The sequence below is a fragment of the Agrobacterium sp. A3-95 genome, from assembly GCF_053521785.1.
Window position 1 is genome coordinate 81,238 of record NZ_JBNWDR010000004.1, and the last position, 25,207, is coordinate 106,444.

Below are 25,207 nucleotides of genomic sequence, written 5' to 3' on the forward strand. Positions count from 1 at the left end.
GAAATTCGGACATAACAAAATGGCGTTGCCGCATATTCTTCTTGCCCTGATCACCGTGTTTTTGTGGGGCTTCAACTTCGTTGCCATCAAGATCGGCGTCGCCGACATGCCGCCTCTGTTTCTGACGGGGGTGCGCTATCTGTTTGCAGCCGTGCCGTTGGTGTTCTTCCTGCCCAAACCCAATGTGCCGTGGCGGCATATGATCGTTTACGGCATGGCGATGGGTTTCGTGCAATTCGGCCTGCTTTACCCGGCCATCAAGCTCGGCCTGCCGGCTGGGCTTGCTTCGCTCGTCATGCAGTCGCAGGCCTTCTTCACGCTGGCGCTGGCCGTGGTGTTTCTCGGCGAGCGGCCGTTGCCGTCACAGATCGTCGGCGCAATCGTTGCCTTTGGCGGGCTGGCGGTCATCGGCGTGGAGCGCATGACGGCTGCAGCGTTGATACCGCTGCTGATGGGCGTCGGCTCGGCCATTGCCTGGGCCTGCGGCAACATCGTCAATCGCCGCATCGGCCAAGTGAATGCGGTCTCCTTTGTCGCATGGACGAGTCTTGTTCCCGTTCTGCCGTTGGTGCTGCTTTCGCTGGTGGTGGAGGGACCTGATGCGATTGCGGAAGGGCTGCGCAATGCGACGCCTACGATGGCTCTCGTGGTGATCTACATGGCCTATGGTGCGACCATCGTCGGCGCGGGTATCTGGAGTTACCTGCTTCTACGTTATCCGGCCGGAACGGTGGCGCCGTTTTCGCTGCTGGTGCCGATTGTCGGTTTCGTCAGCGCCTATCTCGCTTTTGCGGAGCATATTACCGTCTTCGAAGTGGTCGGTGCCGCATTGGTCATCATCGGGCTGATGCTGAATGTGTTCGGCAGGCGGCTATCATTTTCGCGCGTCTCGTCCGGGGCCGCATAGATGTGGCGCAATTGCCTGTGCATTATCGGCACGGGGCAGACGCAATCGGTGATTTTTTGGTAAAGAGCATGTTCGGCCGCCGTTACGGGAATCGGCCGGATGACATGCAGCACGAGGAACGGAACATTGCAGGTCGGCATCGACATGGGAACCCTATCGGGCGGGCAGCAGGCCAAGCTCGATATTGAGGAATTGCTTGCAACGCGTTTGCTGGTGCAGGGCAATTCCGGGTCCGGCAAGTCACACCTTCTGCGCCGGCTCCTGGAGCAATCGGCGCAATGGGTGCAGCAGGTCATTATCGATCCCGAGGGTGATTTCGTCACGCTGTCCGACAAGTTCGGCCATGTGGTGGTGGATGGAGAGCGCACGGAAGCCGAGCTTGCGGGCATTGCCAACCGCATCCGCCAGCACCGCGTTTCCTGCGTGCTGACGCTTGAAGGTCTTGATATCGAACAGCAAATGCGGGCCGCTGCCGCTTTCCTCAACGGCCTGTTCGATGCGGATCGCGAATTCTGGTATCCCGTGCTTGTCGTTGTGGATGAGGCGCAGATGTTTGCGCCCTCCGTCGGCGGCGAGGTGACCGAGGATGCGCGCAAGGCGTCGCTGGGCGCCATGACCAATCTGATGTGCCGTGGGCGTAAACGCGGGCTTGCGGGCGTTATCGCCACGCAGCGCCTTGCCAAGCTTGCCAAGAACGTAGCGGCTGAAGCCTCGAACTTCCTGATGGGCCGCACCTTTCTCGATATCGATATGGCGCGCGCTGCCGATCTGCTCGGCATGGACCGGCGGCAGGCGGAAATGTTCCGCGATCTGCAGCGCGGCAATTTCGTGGCGCTTGGACCGGCGCTGTCGCGCCGCCCGTTGCCCATCGTCATCGGTGCGGTGGAAACCTCGGCGCGGTCTTCCTCGCCGAAACTCATGCCGCTGCCGGATGCACCGCAGGATGTGGAGGATCTGATTTTCACGCCGGACCCGGAAGAGTTCACGCGACCCGCCACGCGCCGCACGCCGCCAGCGCCGCGCCCGACAACCGATATTCTCGCTGAACTCTCCCGCTCCACCCCCGCCGCCGCTGGTCCTTCACCGGAGCAGTCGGCGCGTGCAGGTCAGCCGGAGCTGACGCCGGAGGAGCGCGAAGAGAAGATCGCGGCAGTGCTGGTCGAAATTCTCGACGATCCGCAATCGGCCTATCGCACGGACGCCGTGCTGTACCAAGATTTTCTGGTGCGCGCGCGCATGCGCCGTATTCCCGGCACGCCGATGACGCTGGCGGATTTCCGCCGGCAGGTGGCGATTGCCCGCTCCGGCGTGGATGCGGCAATGGCGGCCAGCGAAGGCTGGGAGAAAGCGCTGGAATTGTCGATGTCGGTCTCCGACGATTTGCAGGGGGTTTTCCTGCTGTTGGTCAAGGCGGCGCTCAATGAGGAGCCTTGCCCATCCGACGCCCGTATTGCCCGCGCTTACGGTACCCATTCCGCCCGCCGTGCGCGCCGTCTTCTCGGTTATTTCGAGGAGAAGGAGCTTGTGGTGGTACACGCCGATTTCTCCGGCAAGCGTATCGTGGCGTTCCCCGATCTCGACGCGAAGACCGCACCCGGCGATGCGGATGCGGCTGAGGATGATGCGAGGTTGGCGGCGGAGTAATCGCTATTCAGTCAAAGTCCGCACCGCGAAACTGATCGTCGTGTAGAGACCACTGAGGCTCAGAGCCAGTACGCAAAAAATAACGGCTATAAACAGTGCCGAGGTCAATCGATGCGGCCGTTGATAGGGGCGGGTGCTGGCATGTGTTTGCAAGGGAGCGAGCCGAGAGAGCTGGGTCGCTGTCCATCCGTCACGTTCGAATTCCGGCGAAGCGATAAATTCAGCAAGATGCCGTTGTCGTCTAATGGAAGAAGGCAATTGCGCCAGAAAGCGTTGCGGTTGACGCCTGTTGCTTCTTGACAGGAATATAGTGATCGCTTCCCTGAAACGCTCGTCGCGTGCGCCTGAGCAGAACAACATCCGTCCCGCTTCAATGAGATCGTTCATCTCAAGCAGCACTTCACCGTATTTTTGAAAGAGTGCCAGATCGACGTCGGGATGGCTGAGCCTGCCCTGAAGGATTTCCTTCGCTCGCCAAAGTTTCTTTTCTGAGATTGCCTGATCAACGGTTTCAAAAGTCATTTTTGCGATGAATTGGACGTTTGTTTTAATACTGAGAAAATAGATTTCGCTCTAGCTAACAATAATACAGATTATATATTTCATCATCAAAAAAGAAAGAGGAGGCGTAATCGCCTCCTCCTTGCTCATCATTACTCGATAGCCTTTGTTTCCTTGCGAGTTGCAATCAGCGAACCGATGATGCCGGTTGCGAGGATGGCGACGGTGACGCCGAGCGAGACGGCGGGCGGGATCTTGGCGATGCCCAGCATATCCGCGACGAAAATCTTCGAGCCGACGAAGACCAGAACCGCAGCCAGCGCGTATTTCAGATAGGCAAAGCGGTGGATCAGGGCGGCAAGTGCGAAATAGAGGGCGCGCAGGCCGAGGATCGCGAAGATGTTAGAGGTATAGACGATAAACGGATCGGTGGTGATCGCGAAGATCGCCGGGATCGAATCGACCGCGAAGATAAGGTCGGCGATTTCGACCATGATGAGCGCCAGAAACAGCGGCGTCACAAAGGTCTTCAGCTTGCCTGTGGCAGCATCGGTCTCCTTGACGAAGAATTTCTCGCCATGCAGCTTCTCCGTTACCGGAAGGCGGCTACGCAGGAATTTCAGGATGCGGTTATTGCCGATGTCGTTCTCGTCATGGTCGGATGAAAACAGCATCTTGAGGCCCGTGAAGACGAGGAAGGCCGCAAAGAGATAAAGCACCCAGTGGAAGTTTTCGACAATGGCGGCGCCGCCGGCAATCATGATGCCGCGCAGAACGATCACGCCGAGGATGCCCCATAGCAGCACGCGGTGCTGATATTGGCGGGGAATAGCGAAATAGGAGAAGATCATCGCGATGATGAAGATATTGTCCATGGCGAGGCTTTTTTCGACCACGAAGCCGGTGACATATTCCATCGCTGACTGTTCACCGGACTGGTACCAGATCCATCCGCCGAAGGCCAAGCCGATGGCGATATAAAAGCCGGACATCAGCAAGCTTTCACGGATGCCGATTTCCTTGGAATTCTTGTGCAGCACGCCGAGATCGAGCGCCAAGAGGCCAAGGACGAGAGAAATGAAGACCGCCCACATCCATGTGGGGGTACCGAGAAAATCGTTGAGGAGGAACTCCATCAGTCAACCTTTAGCCGGACGAGGTTGGCTTTGCGGATGGGGACGCGTATCAGGAATAAACGTGGGCCCCAACCTTCAAGAGACTCGACATCGCGTGTTGTCCGGTAACACGCCAGAGGGGCCCGAGTCCTGATTACGGCTTAGAAGTGGGTGGGCCTTCCAGCTTTTCAAGGGCTAGTTCGAGAAAAAAGCGGCGGGCTTTGTTTGACAAATTTGTAAAACGTGTTTAGAAGCCGCCCCAACGCCGGGCAGTCATGTCCGGTGTGTTTCGTTGACTGCCTTGCAGTTTATAAGCTGACGTTCGGCGGTCAACATCACCGACATGTCCCGTGGTCTCTCCATTCGCATGTGAGAAACCTGTCAGAGGTCCTGAAACGGGCTTCAGAGGAGGGCGTGTTTCCTCAAACCGGTTTGGCAACAAACCGGCATAACCTATTGAGAAGGAAATACGATGAGCAAGCGCGAATCGGCTAAGTATAAAATTGACCGCCGTATGGGCGAAAACATCTGGGGTCGTCCGAAGTCCCCGGTAAACCGCCGCGAATACGGCCCGGGCCAGCACGGTCAGCGCCGCAAGGGCAAGATGAGCGACTTCGGCACGCAGCTGCGCGCCAAGCAGAAGCTCAAGGGCTACTACGGCGAACTGCGCGAAAAGCAGTTCCGCGCCACCTACGACGAAGCAAACCGTCGCAAGGGCGATACCTCCGAGAACCTGATTGGCCTCCTCGAGTCGCGTCTGGACGCCATCGTCTACCGCGCCAAGTTCGTTCCGACCGTTTTCGCATCGCGTCAGTTCATCAACCATGGCCACGTCACGGTTAACGGCGTTCGCGTCAACATCGGTTCTTACCGTTGCAAGCCGGGCGACGTTATCGAAGTTCGCCAGAAGTCCAAGCAGCTGGTGACCGTTCTCGAAGCTGTTCAGCTCGCAGAACGCGACGTTCCTGATTACATCGAAGTCGATCACAACAAGATGGTTGCGACCTATGCTCGCATCCCGGCTCTGTCTGACGTTCCGTACCCGGTCGTCATGGAACCGCATCTGGTCGTCGAATTCTACTCGCGTTAATCGGCGCGTTTCAGTATTGAGAAAGCCGCCCCTCGGGGCGGCTTTTTTGTTTGCTGGGGAAGGCTTTGCATGCAGGACATTCAGGCGATCGTCGATTCCATTTACGACAGCATGGTGCCGCGCCTGGGCGAGGGCAAGGTTGCGGATTACATTCCGGAACTCGCCAAGGTCGATCCGAACCAGTTCGGTATCGCCATCACCACTGTCGACGGAACCACCTATACGGCTGGCAATGCGCTCACGCCGTTTTCGATCCAGAGCATCTCCAAGGTCTTCATGCTGACGCTGGCGCTCGGCAAGGCGGGCGAGACGGTATGGAACCGGGTGGGGCGTGAGCCGTCGGGGTCGTCCTTCAACTCCATCGTCCAGCTGGAGCACGAGCACGGCATTCCGCGCAATCCCTTCGTCAATGCCGGTGCCATCGTGGTGACGGATATCGTTCTTTCCGGCCACCAGCCGCGCGAGGCGATTGGCGAGCTTCTGCGTTTCGTCCGTTATCTCGCTGATGATGACACGATCAGCATTGATGACACCGTGGCGAAATCCGAGCAGGCGACGGGTTTCCGCAATTTCGCGCTTGCCAATTTCATGCGGTCCTTCGGCAATCTGCATCACCCTGTTGAATATACGCTGGGCGTCTATTTTCATCAGTGCGCGCTGTCCATGACCTGTGCGCAGCTTTCACGGGCCGGTCTTTTCCTTGCCAATCGCGGCCGCAATCCGCTGAGTGGTCATACGGTTGTGTCAGACCGACGCGCGCGGCGCATCAATGCGCTGATGCTGACCTGCGGCCATTATGACGGATCGGGCGATTTCGCCTATCATGTCGGCCTGCCGGGCAAGAGCGGCGTGGGCGGCGGCATCATGGCAGTCGCGCCGGGTAAGGCGTCGATTGCGGTCTGGTCGCCGGGTCTGAACAAGGTCGGCAATTCGGCGCTTGGGTCGCATGCGCTGGAAATGCTGGCGACGAAAACCGGCTGGTCGGTATTCGGGGCTTGATATTGCGGGCGGATGCGGGCATTTCCTGCATTGAAAATGGCTGAATGCCAGAGCGGGCTAATCATGAACATTGTCACCAGCATCGCAGATGAGGTCGAGGCCGATCAGGACCTGGCCGGAGAAAATGGCGCTTCGCATCCGCTGTTCGACGTGGCGCCCCGTTCCGTCTCCTTCAACAAGCTGCGCAAGCGGCTGTTGCGCAATGTACGTCAGGCCTTCGGAGATTTTGGCATGCTGAACGGCCAGAAGCGCTGGCTGGTAGGCCTTTCCGGCGGCAAGGACAGCTACGGTCTTCTGGCACTGCTGCTTGATTTGAAGTGGCGCGGCCTTTTGCCCGTGGAACTCATTGCCTGCAATCTGGATCAGGGCCAGCCGAATTTCCCCAAGCACGTCCTGCCGGAATATCTGGCGAAGATCGGCGTCGCACATCGCATCGAATATCGCGACACTTATTCCGTTGTGAAGGAAAAGGTGCCGGCGGGTGGCACCTATTGTTCGCTCTGTTCGCGGCTGCGGCGCGGCAATCTCTACCGTATTGCGCGGGAAGAGGGCTGCGACGCGCTCGTGCTCGGCCATCACCGCGAGGATATTCTCGAGACCTTCTTCATGAACTTCTTCCATGGCGGCCGTCTGGCTGGCATGCCGGCAAAGCTGATGAACGACGAGGGCGACCTGATGGTGCTGCGTCCGCTTGCCTATTGCGCCGAAGAGGATATGGCGAAATTCGCGGCGGCGATGGAATTCCCGATCATTCCCTGTGACCTCTGCGGCTCGCAGGACGGGCTTCAGCGCAATGCCATGAAGGAGATGCTGGCTGACATCGAAAGGCGTATGCCGGGCCGCAAGGACGTGATGCTGCGGGCGCTTGCCCATGTCAATCCATCGCATCTGCTCGACCCGAAGCTTTTTGATTTCTCGGCGCTTTCTGTCACCGGGGCGTCACCTGAAGAGCGTACGGAGGCCAGCCCTCCCTTATGAAGAAGTGCCCTTAGCGATGACCCTTTCCGATAAAGATATCGACTTTCTGATTTCCACCGTTGCCGCTGCCGGCCGCCAGGAAATCATGCCCCGCTTCCGCAATCTCGACGCAGGCGCGATTTCCGAAAAGACCTCTGCCGTCGATCTCGTCACCGAGGCGGATATTCTGACGGAAAAGGCGATAACCGCCGCTCTTCTGCAACGGTTTCCGAAGGCCCATATTGTCGGCGAAGAGGCCTATGACGCGGATCAATCCGTTATTCCTGCCCTTGCCGATGCACCATTTGCCTTCGTGATCGATCCAATCGACGGCACTTTCAACTATGCTTCCGGTTTTCCAGCTTTCGGCACGCTGCTCGCCGTCACCGTCAAGGGTGAGACGGTCGCAGGCATCATCCACGATCCTGTCATGGGTGATACCATCCTTGCTCTCAAAGGCGAGGGCGCTTATCTCCACCGCAAGGACGGCTCACAGGCAAGGCTCAAGGTTGCCGATCCCCTGCCATTGTCCGAAATGGTCGGCATATTTTCCTGGGGTCACAGCCATGAAGATCGCCGCCCGGTGATCGCCGCCAATATGGCCAAGATCAAGATGGCGCTTTCAATCAATTGCTCGGCTCATGAATATTGGCTTGCCTCGACTGGCAAGCTGCACTTCATCGGCCACGAAAAGCTGATGCCCTGGGATCATCTCGCCGGCGTTCTCATTCATCAGGAAGCGGGCGGCTACACGGCCCGTTTCGACAATACGCCCTACCGGCCAGGACAGACGACAGGCGGCATCCTGTCGGCACCCGACAAGGAAAGCTGGAAGATGCTGCGCCGGGAAATCGTGGCCTTATAATATTGATGCTTAAATAGAAGGATACCGCCTATGGCTATCGAACTCGACATCGCCTCTCTCGCCAATGCGCTTCAGGAGGCGGCGGCAGTGGAAATCCTGCCGAGGTTCCGTAATCTGGGTGAGGGCGACGTCAGGATAAAGAGCGAGGCGATAGACCTCGTAACCGAGGCTGACGAGGCTGCTGAGCGGCTGATCCGCGCCCGCGTGCAGGAAATCATGCCGCAGGCGCTGTTCATCGGTGAAGAGGCCGTTGCGGCGGATGCCTCGCTGCTTGGCAAGCTTGCGGATGCGGATCTTGCCGTGGTGGTCGATCCGATCGATGGCACCTACAACTTCGCGTCGGGCCTGCCGCTGTTTGGCGTGATGATGAGCGTCATCTCCAAGGGCGAGACCGTTGCCGGTCTCATTTTCGATCCGATGGGCAATGACTGGGCGATTGCCGAAAAGGGTTCCGGCGCATGGCTTTGTGCCGCCGATGGTTCGCAGACGCAGATGTCCGTCGTGCCCGCACCGGCACTGTCGCAGATGGTCGGCATCGCCAACACCGGTTATTTTGACGTGGAGACCCGTCGCAAGATTCTCATGAACCTCGCGGATGTGCGGCTCTTCACCAGCTACCGTTGTGCTGCGCATGAATACCGCGTGTTCTGCGGCGGCCACATGCATTTCCTGATGTACAACAAGCTTATGCCCTGGGATCATCTCGCTGGCACCCTGCTTTCGCAGGAAGCGGGCGCCTACGCCGCCCGTTTCGACGGCTCGCCTTACCTGCCGCGCCACCTTGAGGGTGGCCTGCTGCTTGCGCCTGATCAGGAGACATGGGAATTGCTGCGCGAGAAGATTTTCACGGTTTGAGTGAAGTTCGGCTTTTATCAATAAAAAGGGCGCGGAACCGAGTTCCGCGCCCTTTTTATTTGTCTGTCCGCCCTTAGTGCGTCGGCTTGTTGTGGGCCTGAAACAGCACGCCCTTTTCTCCGATCAGCACGAAGACGAGGCCGATAATGGAGACGGTGAAGAAGCCGGCTACCATTGGCAGCGCTGTGCCATCGAAAGCCTGACCGATAACGGCACCGATCAGCGAACCGCCGACGGTTCCCATGAAGCCAATGACGGACGAGGCCGTGCCGGCGACATGGCCGAGCGGCTCCATGGCGAGCGAGTTAAAGTTCGAGCCGATCCAGCCGAACTGGAACATGGCAAGCGCGAAGAACACGATGAAGATCGCAAAGGGCATCGGTTCCGGCCCAACCATCTGTACCACCAGCCACACGAAGGTGATGGCGATGAAGCCGAGCAGCGACCCGTGCGACAGCTTGCGCATGCCAAACCTGCCGACAAGCCTTGCATTGATGAAGGACGAGAAGGCCATGAACAGGGCGACGCCCGCAAAAGCGGCCGCAAACCATGCGCCCAGCCCGTAGATGCCCTTATAGACCTGTTCGGCGGAATTGATGAAGCCGAACAGCGCACCGAAAATGAATGTGCTGGAGAGCGTGTAACAGAGCGCGATACGGTTGGTGAGCACGATCTTGAAGCCACCGAGGATCGAACGAACCGTGAAAGGCCTGACGTCATCGGCATGCAGGGTTTCCGGCAGGCGGAAATACATCCAGGCGGTCACGACGGCGGCAATTCCGGCCATGAAGGCGAAGATAAGGTGCCAGTCACCGAAAAACAGCACGATCTGGCCAGTGCCGGGTGCGATGACCGGAACGACCATGAATACCATCATGATCAGCGACATGACTTCCGCCATCTGACGGCCGCCATAGATGTCGCGCACGATCGAAATGGTGATGACGCGCGTCGCTGCAGAGCCGATGCCCTGAATGAAGCGCAGAACCAGCAGGCCAGTGAATGACGGTACGAAGACGACGGCAATGGCCGAGACGATGTAGATTCCCAGCCCGACGAGCATCGGCTTGCGGCGCCCGAAACGGTCCGAGATCGGTCCGTATAGAAGCTGGGCAATGCCGAAGCCTAGAAGATAGCTGGAAATGACGTATTGACGGTGGTTTTCATTCACGACGCCAAGTGACGCGCCGATTTCCTGAAGGCCGGGAAGCATGATGTCGATGGCAAGCGCATTCAGCGCCATCAGCATCGCGGCAAGCGCGATGAATTCCGTGCGCCCCATCGAAACGGCGCGCGAAGTGGTGGATTGTGAAAGTTCTGTCACAGGATTGCCCCAAAAAGAACGGCAAAGGCGTTGCATGAAGCAACGCCTGGCATAAGTTTTCTGACAATCAGGGTGGGCCGGATGAACCGGCCGAAATCAGGCCGCGCCGCGGACGCTGATACCCTGTTCTTGGAAGTGATTTTGAAGTTCACCGGACTGGAACATCTCTCTTACGATGTCACAGCCGCCGACGAATTCGCCCTTGACGTAGAGCTGCGGGATGGTCGGCCAGTTGGAATAATCCTTGATGCCCTGACGGATGTCGGCATCGGCGAGCACATTGACGCCCTTGTAGTCGACGCCGAGATAATCGAGAATCTGTACGACCTGACCGGAAAACCCGCACTGCGGGAATTGCGGGGTGCCCTTCATGAAAAGAACGATGTCGTTGCTCTTCACTTCGCTGTCGATCATATCGTGAATGCCGCTCATAGGCCTATTCCTTTCACATGCGGTTCAAGGCCGCTGCTTTGACTTTGTCCCTAAATAACATGTCGCGGCGCGATTTCCACCCGGGAAGCGTAAAAAATACGCTTCTGTGTAGTCGCAAAGTGACGGCCGAAACCTTGGCTACCAGGTGGGAAGCACGCTGAGGTGATGCATCATCGAAGCCGCTGTCTGCTGCGGGCGGCGGCGGTGCGTCTTTTGCTCACCTGTTTTTTGGCCGGCTTGGGTTTGACGGCTGCTTTGATTGCCGCTTCCAGCACGGAGCCGACGATGCCGCCTGCGAGGGACGTGTTGCTTTTGGTCCGGCGGCGGATGCGGCGGGTTTTGCGAAGGCCTGTCTTGGCGAGGACTTCGGACAGAGCGCCTTTGACGACGCCGTTTAGCAATTGATCGACGATCCCAGACAAAATTCCCTCGCAACAAATAAATCATATTTCCGTCGCGTTTTTTACTATACGTGCATCGCCCACTGTATCAAGCGATCCTTTCGGGTGTCTCCAGCCCGAGGGTTTATGCATGCCGACCGTCAAGTCACGACTTGTTCTTTATTTCCCGGGCTTCGATCCGCTCGATGCGGCTGCGCATCATCTGCGCTATCAGCGGGCGGCAGCGCTTGCTGGCAAGACGTGGGATGTCAATTATGCCGTGGGTGCGCTGGAGAACTCTCCGGCTGGCGAAACATTCTCGGTGGATGCCTCGGCCGGCGACTGGCGGACGCGTTCCACCATCTTCGTCTACGACCACAATGCGGTGATATCGCGCCTGCGGGATGCGCCACTCTGGCGGCAGATCGCACTAGGCTTTGCGGCTGCGGCCGGTATCGTCGCGGAAGGTGGGGCAGGGCGTTACCTCCGTCATGCCTGGCGTTTCGGCCTGTTCTTCATTTTCCCGTTTCTGCTGATGCTGGTGGGTGGTGCGCTTGCGGCGGGGATCGCGCTCTCGCCATGGCTGTTCGGTTTGCCGCTCTGGTTGCTTGCGATCAGTCTTCCCGCTGCGGTCTTGTTCTTCGTGAAGGTGTTTCTGCCTTTCGCCGAGCGGTTTCATACGTTGCATCTTTATGCCGATTGGCGCTTTGCGCTGGCCGTAGGGCGCGATGAGCCGATTGCCCGCAACTGGATCGAAGAGAAGGCAGCCCTCGTTCTCAAGGCGCTGGAGCAGCCGTCTGAGGAGGTTCTGGTCGTGTCGCATAGCATGGGCGCCAGCCTGGCGCTCGCCGTGATAGGCCGTGTGCTGGAACTGCGGCCAGATGCGCTGGATGGCCGGAAGCTGTCCTTTGCGACGCTCGGTGGCGCTGCGCTGCAATGCGCGCTGCTGTCGAGTGCGGACAGGCTTCGCCAGAGCGTCGGCGTGATTGCGCGTCACCCTGAAGTGACATGGTTCGATATCCAGTGCCTGACGGATCCGATTCACCTCTACCGCTGCAACACCGTGGCGCTGACCGGGCACAAGGATGCGCTGCAGCCGAAGATCGTGCCGATCCGTTTCAAGCACTCGCTTTCACCCGATCGCTACAAAAAGAACAAGCGCAACTTCCTGCGCATGCACCGGCAATATGTTCTGGGGCCGGACCGCAAGTCCGGTTACGATTTTACCCTGCTGACGGCTGGGCCGTTGCCGGCTGCCTCCTTTGCCGATCTGGAATCGCAGCAGCCACCTGTTTTGTAAGCGGCACGCGCCATTTGCCGGAAAAAAAAGGCCCGCGTGACAGTCTCACGCGGGCCTTTTTCAATCCATGGCTTCAAGCGTTGCCGCGGCAAGGACAGTGAAACCGTTCTGCCGGAGACGCTTTTCCGGGCGCAGTCATTCGGGAGCCGAGGTCTGCAGGGCAAGGGCGTGCAGAACACCGCCCATATTGCCCTTCAGCGCGTCATAGACCATCTGGTGCTGCTGCACGCGGGTCTTGCCCTTGAAAGCATCCGCGACGACTTCCGCCGCGTAATGATCGCCATCACCGGCCAGATCGCGGATCGTGACCTTTGCCCCGGGAATTCCCGCCTTAATCATGTCTTCAATGTCGCCGGGTTTCATGGGCATGGTGTATCTCCTTAATTCATTCTGCGGCGATTAGAGTTTCGCCATCCATGAATTGAGGGAACCACGATTCATAGGCCAAGTGCAATTCTTTAATCTCGATAGCGCGTGCCGTGCCCAGCTTTACGCTTGAGCCGCCGGTGACGCCGATCGCCGGGCAGGAAACGCCCGCTGCCTTCGCTGCCGCGCGCACTTCATCCAGATCGCTCTTCTTGACGGTCAGCACATAACGTCCCTGATCTTCGCCATAGAAGGTGAGGACGGGGTTATGGCCCTCGACCGCGTCGATCGTCGCGCCGATGCCGGAGGAAATTGCCATTTCGGCAACCGCGAGAGCCAGGCCGCCCGAGGAGCAATCGTGAACCGCTGTGGCAAGACCGTCTGCGATAAGGGCGCGGACGAAATCGCCATTTCTCTTTTCAGCTTCCAGATCGACATGCGGTGCCGGACCATCGATGCGGCCATGCACGTCGCGCATGTAGACGGACTGGGCAATATGGGTGCCAAGACCGGCAGGCGCGCCCGCCAGCAGCACGACTTCGTCCGCGGCGGCAAAGCGGATGCGCGCCATACGGCCCCAGTCCTTCAGCAGGCCAACGCCGCCGATGGTGGGGGTGGGCAGGATCGCCTGACCGTTGGTCTCGTTGTAGAGCGAGACGTTGCCGGAAACGATCGGGAATTCCAGTACGCGGCAGGCTTCGCCGATGCCCTTGATGGCATGGACGAGCTGGCTCATGATCTCGGGCTTTTCCGGATTGCCGAAATTGAGGTTGTCGGTGGCCGCGAGCGGCAAAGCGCCGGTTGCGGTGATGTTGCGCCAGCATTCGGCCACGGCCTGCTTGCCGCCTTCAAAGGCGTCTGCCTCGACATAACGCGGTGTCACGTCGGAGGAGAAGGCGAGCGCCTTCTTGTCATGGCCTTCAACGCGGACAACGCCGGCATCGCCACCCGGCAGCTGCAGGGAATTGCCCTGGATCAGCGTGTCATACTGTTCGTAGACCCAGCGGCGCGAGGAGTTGTTGGCCGAACCGACCAGCGACACCATTGCGTCGGCAATGTCTGCATCAGGAACGTCGTTCTCCGCAAGCGGAGCCTGAACCTTGGCGGGCGTCCACGGGCGGTCGTATTCCGGAGCCTGATCACCGAGATCCTTGATCGGAAGGTTGGCGACTTCCTCGCCATTGTGCAGCACGCGGAAACGCAGGTCGTCGGTGGTCTTGCCGACGATGGCGAAGTCCAGGCCCCATTTGACGAAGATCGCCTTGGCGACTTCTTCCTTGGAGGGCTCGAGAACCATGAGCATGCGCTCCTGGCTTTCCGACAGCATCATTTCGTAGGCCGTCATGCGCTCTTCGCGCACCGGTACGGCGTTGAGATCAAGTTCGATACCGAGATCGCCCTTGGCGCCCATTTCGACGGCCGAGCAGGTAAGGCCGGCGGCACCCATGTCCTGAATGGCGATGACCGCACCTGTTTTCATCAGCTCGAGGCAGGCTTCCAGCAGGCACTTTTCGGTGAAGGGGTCGCCGACCTGAACGGTTGGGCGCTTTTCTTCGATCGACTCATCAAATTCGGCAGAGGCCATGGTCGCGCCGCCGACGCCGTCGCGGCCGGTCTTCGCACCGAGATACACCACCGGCAGGCCGACGCCCTTGGCTTCCGAAAGGAAGATCGCATCGGACTTGGCAAGTCCGGCGGCAAAGGCGTTGACGAGGATGTTGCCGTTATAGCGGGGATCGAATTCCACTTCGCCGCCGACGGTCGGCACGCCGAAGGAGTTGCCGTAACCGCCGACACCGGCGACGACGCCAGCCACGAGGTGGCGGGTCTTCGGATGGTCGGGTGCGCCGAAACGTAGCGCATTCATGGCTGCGATCGGGCGTGCGCCCATGGTGAAGACATCGCGCAGGATGCCGCCCACGCCGGTTGCCGCACCCTGATAGGGCTCGATGTAGGACGGATGGTTGTGGCTTTCCATCTTGAAGACGACGCAGTCGCCATCATCGATATCCACCACGCCGGCATTTTCGCCGGGGCCTTGAATGACACGCGGGCCCGTGGTGGGCAGGGTCTTCAGCCATTTCTTGGAGGACTTGTAGGAGCAGTGCTCGTTCCACATGGCCGAGAAAATGCCAAGCTCGGTAAAGCTCGGCTCCCGTCCGATCAGGTCGAGGATACGCTGGTATTCGTCGGGCTTCAGCCCGTGGGATGCAACGAGTTCCGGGGTGATCTTGATGGAGTTTGGAATCGACATAGGTCTCACGCGGTTCGAGCCGAGGAAAGTTTCCGGTTCTTTAGCGCAAGAGGCCTCTCCGTGCGACAGGAAAATGCGCAGTTTTGCCAGCAAAACGCTGCTTTGTTGGGTTATTCAGAACTTGTAGCCGACCATAAGTCCGACACGCGTCAGCCCGTCATTGGGGCCGTCGCACAGATTGGCATGGGAGGCATGTTCGATCTGGGTCGAAATATTCCAGTTGCTATTGAAGCGATATCCGATGGCGGCATATTCATGAAAAAGCACGCGGCAACCGAATTCCGCGCCAGTTTCGCCCGGACCGTTTCGCAGCCTGCCGTCATGCCACAGGCCGCCAAAGCCTAGGTCGACGAAAATCTTCGGATTGAGGTCGAAGGTCCAGTTGATACCGCCGTAAATGGTATTTGCTTCGCCCTCGGTGCCGATTTCCGCACCCAGATGCAGACGCGGTCGGGCAAGCTTTTCGCCAAAGGTGACGGCCGAGGCGCTCGCGAAAGGATCGAAATAGGCAGTGAAGGCCGGGAATACGCCATCTTCGCCGCCACCATTGCGATCGGCGAGCGAGGTTGTGACCCCGAAACGCAATTCATCGAACACCGTGCCGTCTGCGGCGGCGGCCGGCGTCATGTCACCCAACACACATGCTGCGAAAACCATCGCGAGAGCAACAAATGCCCTGGCGGATATGGAACTGAATGCTGCCATCGAATCATTCCCCGCTCCGAAGTAGGGAAAGGATGGCAGATTCGTCGGCGTGGTAAATAATGAGTTACTGAATTAGGGGGCGTGTTGCAGGAAAGACTCGTTCCCGCTCACGCCTCGCTTTCGTAACCGGCTGAACCATTGTCGAGCAAATGCCGCAGGATACCCAGGGCATGCTTCAGTTCTTCCTGGTTTGAAGGCCCGGAAAGGCTGATGCGTACACGGTGGTAAACCTTCTCCGTGCGCCCGGCCTTAAACTCGTCCTCGTCGTCTATCAGCACACCTTCCTTCATGGCGGCGCTGCGGAAGGTTCCAGACAGCCACGGTTCAGGCAGCCTCAGCCACAGAAAGGCGATGTCCGGCAGGGAGTTGAATTCCAGCCCCGCAAAGATGCGTCTGGCGAGGGCCTCGCGCTGGTTGATCTCGGCGATACAGTCCTTGCGTATGTCGTCTGCGTCGCCGCTGTTGACGAGGCGTGCATTCAGTTCGGCCAGCATAAACGGCAGTCCGCCGGTTATCATCGAATGCGAAATGCGAATTCTCGAGGCGAATTGCGCCGGGCAGGCGACCCAGCCACCCCTGACGCCGGCGGAAACGGATTTCGACAGGCCGCCGACAACGAAGGTAAGATCGGGCGCGAATTCCGCAATGAGTGGGATCGCATCCCGCGTCATGGCGCCATAGAGATTGTCCTCCACGATCCATACGCCGTATCTGCGGGCGATATCGGCGATCGCCCGCCGCCGCTCCTCGGGCAGGGTGGCGCAGGTCGGGTTCTGGCCCGCCGACATCAGGAAGATCATTTTTGGATGCTGTTGGGCGCAAACGCGCTCGAAATCATCGGGGATAATGCCTTTCTCATCCACTTCCACCAGTGTCACCCGCCGTCCGGCAAGGGCGGCGCTGCGGCTGATATGGGAATAGGTGAGGGGTTCGAAAACGATACGGTCGCCCGGCGCGGTCATTGCCGTTACCACACTCATCACCGCAGCATGGGCGCCAAGCGTCGAAACGATGTTTTCCGGTTTCGGCGACCAGCCATTCTGGGAAAGCCAGCGAACGCCCGCCATGCACCAGTCGTCGGGAAAGGAGCGGGTGTAGTTGGAAATTTCGAACGGATGCTCTCTCGTCACGGCCTCGACGTGTTTGCTGACCAGCGCGCTCTGCCCGACATCGGGAGCAGCCGTGGTGTTCAGGCGGAATTCGGCGCTGGTGTCCACCGCGTAGCGCGTGCCGCCGAATGCCGATGCCGTCGGTTCCACGCGTGATAACGGGGCGGCAGCCTTACGCTCGTTGACATAGGTGCCACGGCCGACTTCGCCGCTGACGAGGCCGCGTTCGTGGATGAGGGCATATGCCCGGCTGATTGTACCGATTGTAACGCCCAGATCGAAAGCGAGATTGCGTTGCGGCGGCAATTTCGACCCGGCCTGCAAGATGCCATCCGAAATTGCGCCTTCGATCTTGTCCGCGAGGCGAAGGTAGATGGGGCCGTTGCCCTCGGTAATATCGGGAAGCCAATTTGTCATGGTGACAATTTATGCATTGTATCTATCCGCAAGTCAATTGTATTTATCGGATGCAGTCAATGAGATCAAACGCACGGAGACAATAGGTGCAATATGCGCAAGATGGATCAATACCTTTCGACAGCGGATACGCTTTATCCTGACGGCTACGAACGGGAACGCGTGTTCCGCGATACCGGCGACATGGTCGCACCGTCGCCCTTTCCGGCCCGGATCGCTCACACGCTTATTGGCCGCCTGATTGCGGGATTGTCCAACTGGCATGGCAAACGTCAGGGACGGCTTGCCTTGCGGGAATTGTCCGACGATCTTCTGGACGATATCGGCGTTACGCGGGACGAGGCCTTGAAGGAGGCCGCGAGATCGCAGCTGTTTTCATGGCCGTCGCGGCCGCTTTGATTTTCTGCCGGAGAGCGGCGCCATCTTTCCCCGGTGCCTGAACAGCCATTCGGCAGGCCCGCCACGCCAGTCCCAACCGGCGTCGGCGGGTCTTTTTTGTATTTGGCCGGCTTTTAGCGCAGTTTTGCCCGATCAGCAGCCCTTGCCGCCATTCGCCCAGCGTTTGACGTCGGTTGCGATGCGGCCGGAGATGGCTTCGTTCATAACGGGGCCGAAAGCGTCGAGCTTTGCCGGGTTGCCTTCTGCCTGAATAACCAGCATCGGACGCGATTCCGGGCTGTTGCGCGGTACGAGCAGAATGCGCGGACGGCCCGAGAAGGAGTTGAGTTCGGGCGCCAGGCGATAGGCCTTGAACGCCGGATCGCCCGATTTGAACCAGCAAGCATTGGCGCCAAGCGCGATTCGCTCCATCGTCGGTAATGCCGCACGGGATGCGGAGGACGATGCCGGTTGCGGCTTGGGCTGGCACGCAGCAAGCGCTGCTGCGGCGAGAAGCAATCCAGCGGCCTTCGGGGCGTGGGAACGGAGCAGGCGGTTCATCGCGTCATCCAAGGTAAGGGCCAAAAACTGGAGCCATAAAGAGCATCATCGGGAAGAGGGCAGGCGGATGGCCCGCCCGCTTGTCAGGCTGCGATAACGCCAAGCGCTGAGGCGAAGAGGCCACGGCCGTCATTGCCGCCATGGGCAGCTTCGATCAGGTTTTCCGGGTGCGGCATCATGCCGAGAACGTTGCCCTTGGCGTTGATGACGCCGGCAATGTCGTTCAGCGAGCCGTTCGGATTGGTGCCATCTGCATAACGGAAAACGACCTGACCGTTGTCTTCGACGGACTTAAGCTCATCCGTATCGAGGAAATAGTTGCCATCGTGGTGGGCGACTGGGCAGCGCAGAACCTGGCCCTTGTCATAGGCGCGGGTGAATTCGGTGTCGTTGTTGACGACTTCGAGTTTCACTTCGCGGCAGACGAATTTCAGCGAGGCGTTGCGCATCAGCGCGCCCGGCAGCATGCCCGCTTCGACCAAAATCTGGAAGCCGTTGCAGACGCCGAGAACCTTGACGCCCTGCTCAGCCTTTTCGCGAATGGCCTGCATGACCGGCATGCGTGCAGCAATTGCGCCGCAACGCAGATAGTCGCCATAGGAAAAGCCGCCCGGAATGACGATCAGGTCGACATCCGGGATAGTCGTCTCCGTCTGCCAGATGGTGACGGGCGCCTTGCCGGAGATTTTCGTGAGTGCCGCGATCATGTCGCGATCGCGGTTGAGGCCGGGAAGTTGGACGACAGCAGATTTCATGGTCGGCGGCTCCTGCGGCTTAGAGAATGGCGATAGAATAGTTTTCGATAACCGTATTGGCCAGGAGCTTTTCGCACATCGCCTTCAGGTCGGTCTCGGCCTTGGCCTTGTCTGCACCTTCCAGTTCCAGGTCGAAGACCTTGCCCTGACGGACATGGCCGACGCCACCGAAACCGAGGCTGCCGAGCGCGCCTTCGATTGCCTTGCCCTGCGGATCGAGAACGCCGTTCTTCAGCGTAACAGTCACCCGTGCCTTGATCACCTGATCTTCTCCTGATTTTACCTTGCTAGGCCGATATTAGTTCACGAGGCCGAAATTACTTTACCAGGACAGGGCCGGTGCCGCGGATCGGTTCGTTTTCATTGATGATGCCGAGACGGCGTGCCACTTCGGAATAGGCTTCCACGAGGCCGCCCATGTCGCGGCGGAACAGGTCCTTGTCCATTTTTTTCTGGGTCTCGATGTCCCACAGGCGGCAGCTATCGGGCGAAATCTCGTCCGCGAGGATGATGCGCATCATGTCGCCTTCGAACAGGCGGCCGCATTCGATCTTGAAGTCGACCAGCTGGATGCCGACGCCCAAGAACAGGCCGGACAGGAAGTCGTTGACACGGATCGCCAGTGCCATGATGTCGTCAAGCTCGGCAGGGTTGGCCCAGCCGAAGGCCGTGATGTGCTCTTCGGAGACCATCGGGTCTTCCAGCTCGTCGGACTTGTAGTAGAACTCGATGATGGAGCGCGGCAGAACCACGCCTTCATCGATGCCGAGTCGCTTCGACAGCGAGCCGGCGGCGACATTGCGCACGACGATCTCGAGCGGGATCATCTCGACTTCCTTGATCAACTGCTCGCGCATGTTGAGGCGGCGGATGAAGTGTGTGGGAATGCCGATCTTGTTCAGATGCGTGAAGACATATTCACAAATCCGGTTGTTCAACACACCTTTGCCGTCGATGACTTCGTGTTTTTTCTTGTTGAAGGCAGTCGCATCGTCCTTGAAGAACTGGATAAGCGTGCCTGGCTCCGGACCTTCGTAGAGGATCTTGGCCTTGCCTTCGTAAATACGGCGGCGACGGTTCATAATGGCAGGTCTCTTGGTTCACGCCGATTCTGGTGGCGTTGCGTTTCTGTCTTTGAGCGGTCCCATAAAGGAAAAGAGTGCATTCTACAATGCGGCTCGCATATCTTCCCTTCAATTCTTGTGTCGGGCGGAAGAATGTTGCCCGGCCGAAAATCGACCGGCTTCAGCGGCTGGCCGCGATGGTCAGGGCTCGTTCACCTTGAGGCGGCTCAGGAACTGGGCAAATACCATGCCACCCTCGGGCCAGGGGCCATGGCCAGACTCGGCGTTGATATGGCCGGACATGCCTGCATCCACCAACATCGCACCCCAGGCGGCGGCAATATCGTCGGCATGTTCGTAGGATCCGAAGGGATCGTTGCGGCTGGCAATTGTGATTGCCGGAAACGGCAAGGGATCGCGCGGATAGGGACCGAAGGTCATCAGATGTTTCGGCCTGATATCGGGATTGGCGACATCCGGTGGCGCCACCAGAAGCGCGCCTGCAACCTTCTTGCCGATTTCCGGAAGGGCGTGGATGACGGTCGGCACACCCAGCGAATGGGCGACGATGACAACGGGCTTGGTCGAGGCGTTGACCTCTTCCACCAGCCGCGCGATCCAGTCTTCCTTCACCGGTTTTGACCATTCAGCCTGCTCGACGCGGCGCGCTGTCGAAAGCTTGCGCTCCCAGCGGGTCTGCCAGTGGTCAGGACCGGAATTGGTGTAACCCGGTACGATGAGAATATCTGCTTCTGAAACTTTCATGGGCCCATATCTGTGGTTTCATGCCGTCGCGATCAAGGTCGCGACGGCATTAACTTCGGGAGCCTCGCCTCAGGCGTTGCCGAAGACGCGGGCGAAGATCGTGTCGACATGCTTGGTGTGGTAACCGAGGTCGAATTTTTCGCGGATGACGCTTTCGGGAAGGGCGGCGCGCACTTCCTCGTCGCCCAGCAGTTCCTCAAGGAAATCCGCACCCTGTTCCCAGACCCTCATGGCATTGCGCTGCACCAGACGGTAGGCGTCCTCGCGGGAAACGCCGGCCTGCGTCAGCGCCAGAAGAACGCGCTGCGAGTGCACGAGGCCGCGGAACTTGTTCATGTTCTTCAGCATGTTGTCGGGATAGATCACCAGCTTTTCGATGACGCCGGCAAGGCGGTTCAGCGCAAAATCGAGGGTGACTGTGGTGTCGGGGCCGATGGCGCGCTCCACGGAGGAGTGGCTGATGTCACGCTCATGCCAGAGCGCCACGTTTTCAAGCGCGGGAACGACCGACATGCGCACCAGGCGGGCAAGGCCCGTGAGGTTTTCGGTGAGAACCGGGTTACGCTTGTGCGGCATCGCCGACGAACCCTTCTGGCCGGGAGAGAAGAACTCTTCCGCTTCCAGAACCTCGGTGCGCTGCATGTGGCGGATTTCGATGGCGACGTTTTCGATCGACGAGGCGATGACGCCGAGGATGGCGAAGAACATGGCGTGGCGGTCACGCGGGATGACCTGCGTGGAGACCGGCTCGGGCACGAGGCCGAGCTTTGCGCAGACATGTTCCTCGACGCGCGGATCGATATTGGCGAAGGTGCCGACAGCACCGGAGATCGCGCCCGTGGCGATTTCCGCGCGCGCATTGACGAGACGCTCGCGGTTGCGATGCATCTCGGCGTAGAAGCGGGCGAAGGTCAGGCCCATCGTGGTCGGCTCGGCGTGGATGCCGTGGCTGCGGCCGATGCGTACCGTGTTCTTGTGTTCGAAAGCGCGGGTCTTGAGCGCCGCCAGCACGCGGTCCATATCGGCCAGCAGCAGATCGGCGGCGCGGACGAGCTGGATGTTGAGGGTTGTGTCAAGCACGTCGGACGAGGTCATGCCCTGGTGGATGAAGCGGCTGTCGGGACCGACGAATTCCGCAAGGTGGGTGAGGAAGGCGATGACGTCGTGTTTGGTGACGGCCTCGATCTCGTCGATGCGGGCGACGTCGAAAGTCGCGCTGCCGCCTTTTTCCCAGATGGTCTGTGCGGCCGATTTCGGAATGACGCCGAGCTCGGCCAGCGCGTCACAGGCATGCGCCTCGATCTCGAACCAGATGCGGAATTTTGTTTCCGGCGACCAGATGGCGACCATTTCCGGCCGGGAGTAACGAGGGATCATGGCAATGACTTTCTTTGTGGAGGAATTTTGCTGCCCGTTTAGCAAAGTGTTCCGCGAATCTCAATCTATCAAGCCTGCGCATCGGCTCGATGCGTACATTCAAAATGCTAGAGCGTCCGGTGTACGTCCGAACGGACGCGTGGCGCTCTGTGCGCACGGCGGCAAAGGATGGCGCCTGCCAGCGCAAGCGGAATGGCGGCAAACGGAAAATAGAGGCCGAGGCCGAGAATGCAGAACTGGTAGATCGCGCCAAGCGAGGTGAAAAATTGCTGGAAAAACCAGATGCGGGAAAATGCCGGCGCATGCCATTGCGCATAAAAGATGCGGTACTGCAGCGCGAAAAATGCCGCCGCGACCGCGATCGTGAAAAAAGCGATGGCAAGGCAGCTTGCCGCAAAACGCAGCGGCAGGCTGGTGGATGCGGGCAGGAAGCGCAAGGCAACCATGGCCAGCGGCCAGCCCAGGAGACCGCCGAAGAAGAACAGCACGGCGATATCGGCGGCATGGTCGGTTTCCAGCCGGTTGCGGAGATAGAGGCCGAGGGTAGCGGTGGCTGCCGAGATGGCGGCCCAGACAAGCGGAGCGAGGAGCGAAAACAGCGCTGCCGGGATGACGTCGTGGAAATTCCGCCTGTCGCTGTTCATCAAAGCCCCCACCCAAACGCCCTGCCGTCCCGTCTCCGGTGTATCCGGCTGCTGTGGCGGGTCAGGACCGGGCTGCTTCCGACACCGAGCGCAACAACGAAACCGTCTTGCGATAGTCTGCGACACCATCGCCCTTGAAGACGGCCGAACCGGCCACCAGTGCGTTGGCACCGACTGCGACGATGGCGCCGGCTGTCTCCGCCGTCACGCCGCCGTCCACTTCAAGTTCGATCGGCCGGTCGCCGATCATGGCCTTTGCCGCACGGATCTTGTCGAGCATGGCCGGAATGAATTTCTGTCCGCCGAAACCGGGATTGACGCTCATGATCAGCACGAGATCGACATCGTCAAGCACGTTTTCGATGACCGAAAGCGGCGTGGCGGGGTTGAGCGTCACGCCGGCCTTCCTGCCGAGCGTGCGGATGGTCTGGAGTGAGCGATGGAGATGCGGGCCTGCCTCCGCATGGACGGTAATGCCGTCGCAGCCGGCCTTGGCGAAGGCTTCGAGGTAGGGATCGACGGGGGCAATCATCAGGTGGCAGTCGAAAAAGGCATTGCTGTGCGGGCGGAGCGCCTTGATGACGTCAGGACCGAAGGAGATGTTTGGCACGAAATGGCCGTCCATGACATCGAGGTGGATCCAGTCTGCGCCCGCTTCCGTCACATCGGCGACTTCCTGTCCCAGCTTGGCGAAATTGGACGCCAGAATGGACGGTGCAATCCGGATGGGCAGGGACATGGGGCAAACTCCTCTCGACGCGTTGCGTAAGCTGCCTTTAGCATCAAGTATCAGGGTTTGAAACGGCTTGTCGCGCGGTTGCCGCCGGTTTTCAGCCGCAGCTTACTGAATTTCCAGCGATACCGGCTTCACCTATTGTCTTTCGGCCTTGTCCGCCTGTTCGAAACGCTGGCCGTTCCAGCGCTGCAGGCGATAGGGATTGTCTGCAAGTTCATGCGAAGGGTTGAAAGCGATATCGCCTAGCACGGTTTTGAAGACGGTACCGTTCGCCAGTATCTCCGGTGCGGGTTTCCCTTGGGATTGGGCTGCTTCGGCAAGCGCCGCAGTCAGTTCCGCAGCCGCATAGGAGGGCAGGACGTAACCTTCCGGCTCGATATTGGCGGCACGCAATTCGCCGGCGACGGCCTGTGCCGAAGGCAATGTGTCATAGGCCGGGCGCGTGACCGCTAGCACATTTGCCGCAAGTGGCACGGGGTTGTTTGCCGCATTCATGGCGTCGCCGCTCATGATGGTGAGCGGAATGTTTTCGGAGCCGGCGTCTCTGGCGACAATCGCCACGTCGTTGCGTTCCGCGCCGATGAAGACATGGGTGATGCCGGTGCGCCCCAGCCGGCGCACAAGCGCCACCTGTTGCTCCTGTGCCGGGCGCAGCGTGTCGGTGAGTGTCGGTTTCAGCCCGTTCTCCTCCAGCGCCGAACGGATGCGATCTACCAGATCGCGACTGAAGATCGTGCCATCATCCACGAGCCCAATGGAATGTCCCTTCCAGTCGCGCAGGATGATTTCTGCAGCCCGGTCCGATTCGGCCTTGTCCGATGGCGCTAGGCGGAAAAGCGGCCAGCTATATTTCAGAGCGTCTTCCATCAGGATCGGGGCACGGCTGGAAAGCGTGATTGCTGGAATGGCGGCTGACTTCAGAGGCGGCAGAACGCCCTGAAGTGTTTCCGTGCACAAAAAACCGATTGCCGCGCTGACCTTCGCGGCCACGAGACCATCGGCAATCGCGCCGCCGCTGCCGTCTTCGCAGCTTTCATGGATTTCGACGACATCTAGCCCGAGCTTGGCGGCTGCGGCCTTCGCGCCCTGCCTGACCTGTTGCCCCAGCAGTTCGTATGGGCCGTTCTGTGGGGCAACGATGCCGATCGACGCCGCGCATGCTGAGCCCGCAAAGGCAAAACCGGCGATGATCGTTAGCAGGCGAAGTGAAAGCATGACGTGCGCGAAATCCTGTTGTCCCGGTTTGATGTTTATCGGCAACAACTGGTTTTCCAAAGGAAAAATCGCTGATACCCATCATAATCGCACATCATCGTTCACTGCACGGCCGTTTTGATCGCAACTCATCCAATTTGAAACAACAGCCTGCAATTGCGCGTTATGGTTGTATATATTCAATGTGATCGCGCGCGATTGTTTTTTGCCGAGATTCATCTTTTTTAAGGTCGGCAATTCACTCTGTAATTTCATAAGAGCGGAAGTACTGCTCGTCATGGTTTAGAGCATTTTTACTTTATAAAACTGTAACATGCAGTGCGTATAAGCACAGTTTTATAAGGGCGGGTTTGCGATTTTGCCTTTTATAGTGCACCCCAATAAAATGCACATTTTATTTCCACCAATCTAATTTATTGATATAAAAAGAGAATATACATATTTCCCTGCGCTTTATTTGTGCTTTGCCATGTTTTTTTCGCATTTGCGAGA

The 25,207-nt window shown here is 59.0% G+C and carries 27 protein-coding genes; 9 read left to right on the plus strand and 18 right to left on the minus strand.

Annotated features, from left to right (window positions below; translation table 11 throughout):
* Positions 1-19 precede the first annotated feature (19 nt).
* Both ACQZ5Y_RS12680 and ACQZ5Y_RS12685 read left to right on the plus strand, forming a co-directional pair.
* Positions 20-907: an EamA family transporter gene (locus ACQZ5Y_RS12680; protein WP_025593913.1), complete on the plus strand. Its 888-nt coding sequence runs from the start codon at positions 20-22 to the stop codon at positions 905-907.
* A gap of 126 nt (positions 908-1,033) precedes the next feature.
* Entirely contained in the window at positions 1,034-2,551 is a 1,518-nt protein-coding gene (locus tag ACQZ5Y_RS12685) for a helicase HerA domain-containing protein (RefSeq protein ID WP_025593912.1), read from the plus strand.
* A 3-nt stretch (positions 2,552-2,554) separates the two neighbouring features.
* Here the strand turns inward: ACQZ5Y_RS12685 and ACQZ5Y_RS12690 are convergent, their stop codons facing one another.
* Both ACQZ5Y_RS12690 and ACQZ5Y_RS12695 read right to left on the minus strand, forming a co-directional pair.
* Positions 2,555-3,073, minus strand: coding sequence for a hypothetical protein (locus ACQZ5Y_RS12690; RefSeq protein ID WP_080798291.1), 519 nt, complete (start codon positions 3,071-3,073; stop codon positions 2,555-2,557).
* A gap of 131 nt (positions 3,074-3,204) precedes the next feature.
* Positions 3,205-4,188: a TerC family protein gene (locus tag ACQZ5Y_RS12695; protein ID WP_003516041.1), complete on the minus strand. Its 984-nt coding sequence runs from the start codon at positions 4,186-4,188 to the stop codon at positions 3,205-3,207.
* 451 nt (positions 4,189-4,639) lie between these two features.
* On the opposite strand from ACQZ5Y_RS12695, the gene rpsD reads away from it, so the two are divergent.
* From rpsD to ACQZ5Y_RS12720, 5 genes are all read left to right on the plus strand, one after another.
* The gene (rpsD, locus tag ACQZ5Y_RS12700) at positions 4,640-5,257 is read left to right on the plus strand and encodes a 30S ribosomal protein S4 (RefSeq protein WP_003516040.1); all 618 of its coding nucleotides are present in this window, start codon (positions 4,640-4,642) and stop codon (positions 5,255-5,257) included.
* Positions 5,258-5,326: 69 nt separating this feature from the next.
* A complete protein-coding gene (locus ACQZ5Y_RS12705; protein WP_003495341.1) occupies positions 5,327-6,256 on the plus strand; it encodes a glutaminase in 930 nt (309 codons plus the stop codon).
* 63 nt (positions 6,257-6,319) lie between these two features.
* On the plus strand, positions 6,320-7,234 hold the full coding sequence (gene ttcA, locus ACQZ5Y_RS12710; protein ID WP_174049686.1) for a tRNA 2-thiocytidine(32) synthetase TtcA: 915 nt from the start codon (positions 6,320-6,322) through the stop codon (positions 7,232-7,234).
* A 16-nt stretch (positions 7,235-7,250) separates the two neighbouring features.
* Positions 7,251-8,078: an inositol monophosphatase family protein gene (locus ACQZ5Y_RS12715; RefSeq protein ID WP_003516037.1), complete on the plus strand. Its 828-nt coding sequence runs from the start codon at positions 7,251-7,253 to the stop codon at positions 8,076-8,078.
* Positions 8,079-8,108: 30 nt separating this feature from the next.
* On the plus strand, positions 8,109-8,933 hold the full coding sequence (locus ACQZ5Y_RS12720) for an inositol monophosphatase family protein (protein ID WP_003516036.1): 825 nt from the start codon (positions 8,109-8,111) through the stop codon (positions 8,931-8,933).
* 73 nt (positions 8,934-9,006) lie between these two features.
* On the opposite strand, the gene ACQZ5Y_RS12725 is transcribed toward ACQZ5Y_RS12720, so the two are convergent.
* From ACQZ5Y_RS12725 to ACQZ5Y_RS12735, 3 genes are all read right to left on the minus strand, one after another.
* Positions 9,007-10,215, minus strand: a complete 1,209-nt coding sequence (locus ACQZ5Y_RS12725) for a multidrug effflux MFS transporter (RefSeq protein WP_174050019.1) — start codon at positions 10,213-10,215, stop codon at positions 9,007-9,009.
* A gap of 138 nt (positions 10,216-10,353) precedes the next feature.
* Entirely contained in the window at positions 10,354-10,689 is a 336-nt protein-coding gene (gene grxD, locus ACQZ5Y_RS12730) for a Grx4 family monothiol glutaredoxin (RefSeq protein ID WP_003516034.1), read from the minus strand.
* Between the two features lie 170 nt (positions 10,690-10,859).
* On the minus strand, positions 10,860-11,111 hold the full coding sequence (locus ACQZ5Y_RS12735) for a hypothetical protein (protein ID WP_013636391.1): 252 nt from the start codon (positions 11,109-11,111) through the stop codon (positions 10,860-10,862).
* 109 nt (positions 11,112-11,220) lie between these two features.
* Between ACQZ5Y_RS12735 and ACQZ5Y_RS12740 the strand changes: the two genes are divergently transcribed.
* Positions 11,221-12,369, plus strand: a complete 1,149-nt coding sequence (locus tag ACQZ5Y_RS12740) for a hypothetical protein (RefSeq protein ID WP_174049684.1) — start codon at positions 11,221-11,223, stop codon at positions 12,367-12,369.
* A 135-nt stretch (positions 12,370-12,504) separates the two neighbouring features.
* Here the strand turns inward: ACQZ5Y_RS12740 and ACQZ5Y_RS12745 are convergent, their stop codons facing one another.
* The 4 genes from ACQZ5Y_RS12745 to ACQZ5Y_RS12760 form a co-directional block, all read right to left on the minus strand.
* The gene (locus ACQZ5Y_RS12745; protein WP_003516012.1) at positions 12,505-12,738 is read right to left on the minus strand and encodes a BolA family protein; all 234 of its coding nucleotides are present in this window, start codon (positions 12,736-12,738) and stop codon (positions 12,505-12,507) included.
* A gap of 16 nt (positions 12,739-12,754) precedes the next feature.
* Positions 12,755-14,989 carry a phosphoribosylformylglycinamidine synthase subunit PurL gene (gene purL, locus ACQZ5Y_RS12750; protein ID WP_174049683.1) on the minus strand — a complete coding sequence of 745 codons (2,235 nt, stop codon included), beginning with the start codon at positions 14,987-14,989 and terminating at the stop codon, positions 12,755-12,757.
* A 114-nt stretch (positions 14,990-15,103) separates the two neighbouring features.
* A complete protein-coding gene (locus ACQZ5Y_RS12755) occupies positions 15,104-15,694 on the minus strand; it encodes an acyloxyacyl hydrolase (RefSeq protein WP_174049682.1) in 591 nt (196 codons plus the stop codon).
* Positions 15,695-15,801: 107 nt separating this feature from the next.
* Complete coding sequence (locus tag ACQZ5Y_RS12760; RefSeq protein WP_174049681.1) at positions 15,802-17,220, minus strand: aminotransferase-like domain-containing protein; 1,419 nt, start codon at positions 17,218-17,220, stop codon at positions 15,802-15,804.
* A 93-nt stretch (positions 17,221-17,313) separates the two neighbouring features.
* Between ACQZ5Y_RS12760 and ACQZ5Y_RS12765 the strand changes: the two genes are divergently transcribed.
* Entirely contained in the window at positions 17,314-17,619 is a 306-nt protein-coding gene (locus ACQZ5Y_RS12765; RefSeq protein ID WP_003516008.1) for a DUF1127 domain-containing protein, read from the plus strand.
* Between the two features lie 132 nt (positions 17,620-17,751).
* On the opposite strand, the gene ACQZ5Y_RS12770 is transcribed toward ACQZ5Y_RS12765, so the two are convergent.
* The 9 genes from ACQZ5Y_RS12770 to ACQZ5Y_RS12810 all read right to left on the minus strand — a co-directional run bounded on the left by ACQZ5Y_RS12770 (position 17,752) and on the right by ACQZ5Y_RS12810 (position 24,715).
* A complete protein-coding gene (locus tag ACQZ5Y_RS12770; protein WP_003516006.1) occupies positions 17,752-18,159 on the minus strand; it encodes a hypothetical protein in 408 nt (135 codons plus the stop codon).
* An 83-nt stretch (positions 18,160-18,242) separates the two neighbouring features.
* Positions 18,243-18,914, minus strand: a complete 672-nt coding sequence (gene purQ / locus ACQZ5Y_RS12775; protein ID WP_003516005.1) for a phosphoribosylformylglycinamidine synthase subunit PurQ — start codon at positions 18,912-18,914, stop codon at positions 18,243-18,245.
* Positions 18,915-18,933: 19 nt separating this feature from the next.
* Positions 18,934-19,176, minus strand: coding sequence for a phosphoribosylformylglycinamidine synthase subunit PurS (gene purS, locus ACQZ5Y_RS12780; protein WP_003495372.1), 243 nt, complete (start codon positions 19,174-19,176; stop codon positions 18,934-18,936).
* A gap of 55 nt (positions 19,177-19,231) precedes the next feature.
* Positions 19,232-19,996 (minus strand): phosphoribosylaminoimidazolesuccinocarboxamide synthase, encoded by a 765-nt coding sequence (purC, locus tag ACQZ5Y_RS12785; protein WP_003516002.1) that lies wholly within the window; start codon positions 19,994-19,996, stop codon positions 19,232-19,234.
* A 183-nt stretch (positions 19,997-20,179) separates the two neighbouring features.
* Entirely contained in the window at positions 20,180-20,743 is a 564-nt protein-coding gene (locus tag ACQZ5Y_RS12790; RefSeq protein WP_003516000.1) for an alpha/beta hydrolase, read from the minus strand.
* 69 nt (positions 20,744-20,812) lie between these two features.
* Positions 20,813-22,120: an adenylosuccinate lyase gene (purB, locus tag ACQZ5Y_RS12795; protein ID WP_025593893.1), complete on the minus strand. Its 1,308-nt coding sequence runs from the start codon at positions 22,118-22,120 to the stop codon at positions 20,813-20,815.
* A 107-nt stretch (positions 22,121-22,227) separates the two neighbouring features.
* Positions 22,228-22,764, minus strand: coding sequence for a hypothetical protein (locus ACQZ5Y_RS12800; protein WP_013636387.1), 537 nt, complete (start codon positions 22,762-22,764; stop codon positions 22,228-22,230).
* A 61-nt stretch (positions 22,765-22,825) separates the two neighbouring features.
* Positions 22,826-23,503 carry a ribulose-phosphate 3-epimerase gene (gene rpe / locus ACQZ5Y_RS12805; protein ID WP_174049679.1) on the minus strand — a complete coding sequence of 226 codons (678 nt, stop codon included), beginning with the start codon at positions 23,501-23,503 and terminating at the stop codon, positions 22,826-22,828.
* A gap of 132 nt (positions 23,504-23,635) precedes the next feature.
* The gene (locus ACQZ5Y_RS12810) at positions 23,636-24,715 is read right to left on the minus strand and encodes a branched-chain amino acid ABC transporter substrate-binding protein (protein ID WP_050923875.1); all 1,080 of its coding nucleotides are present in this window, start codon (positions 24,713-24,715) and stop codon (positions 23,636-23,638) included.
* Positions 24,716-25,207 lie beyond the last annotated feature (492 nt).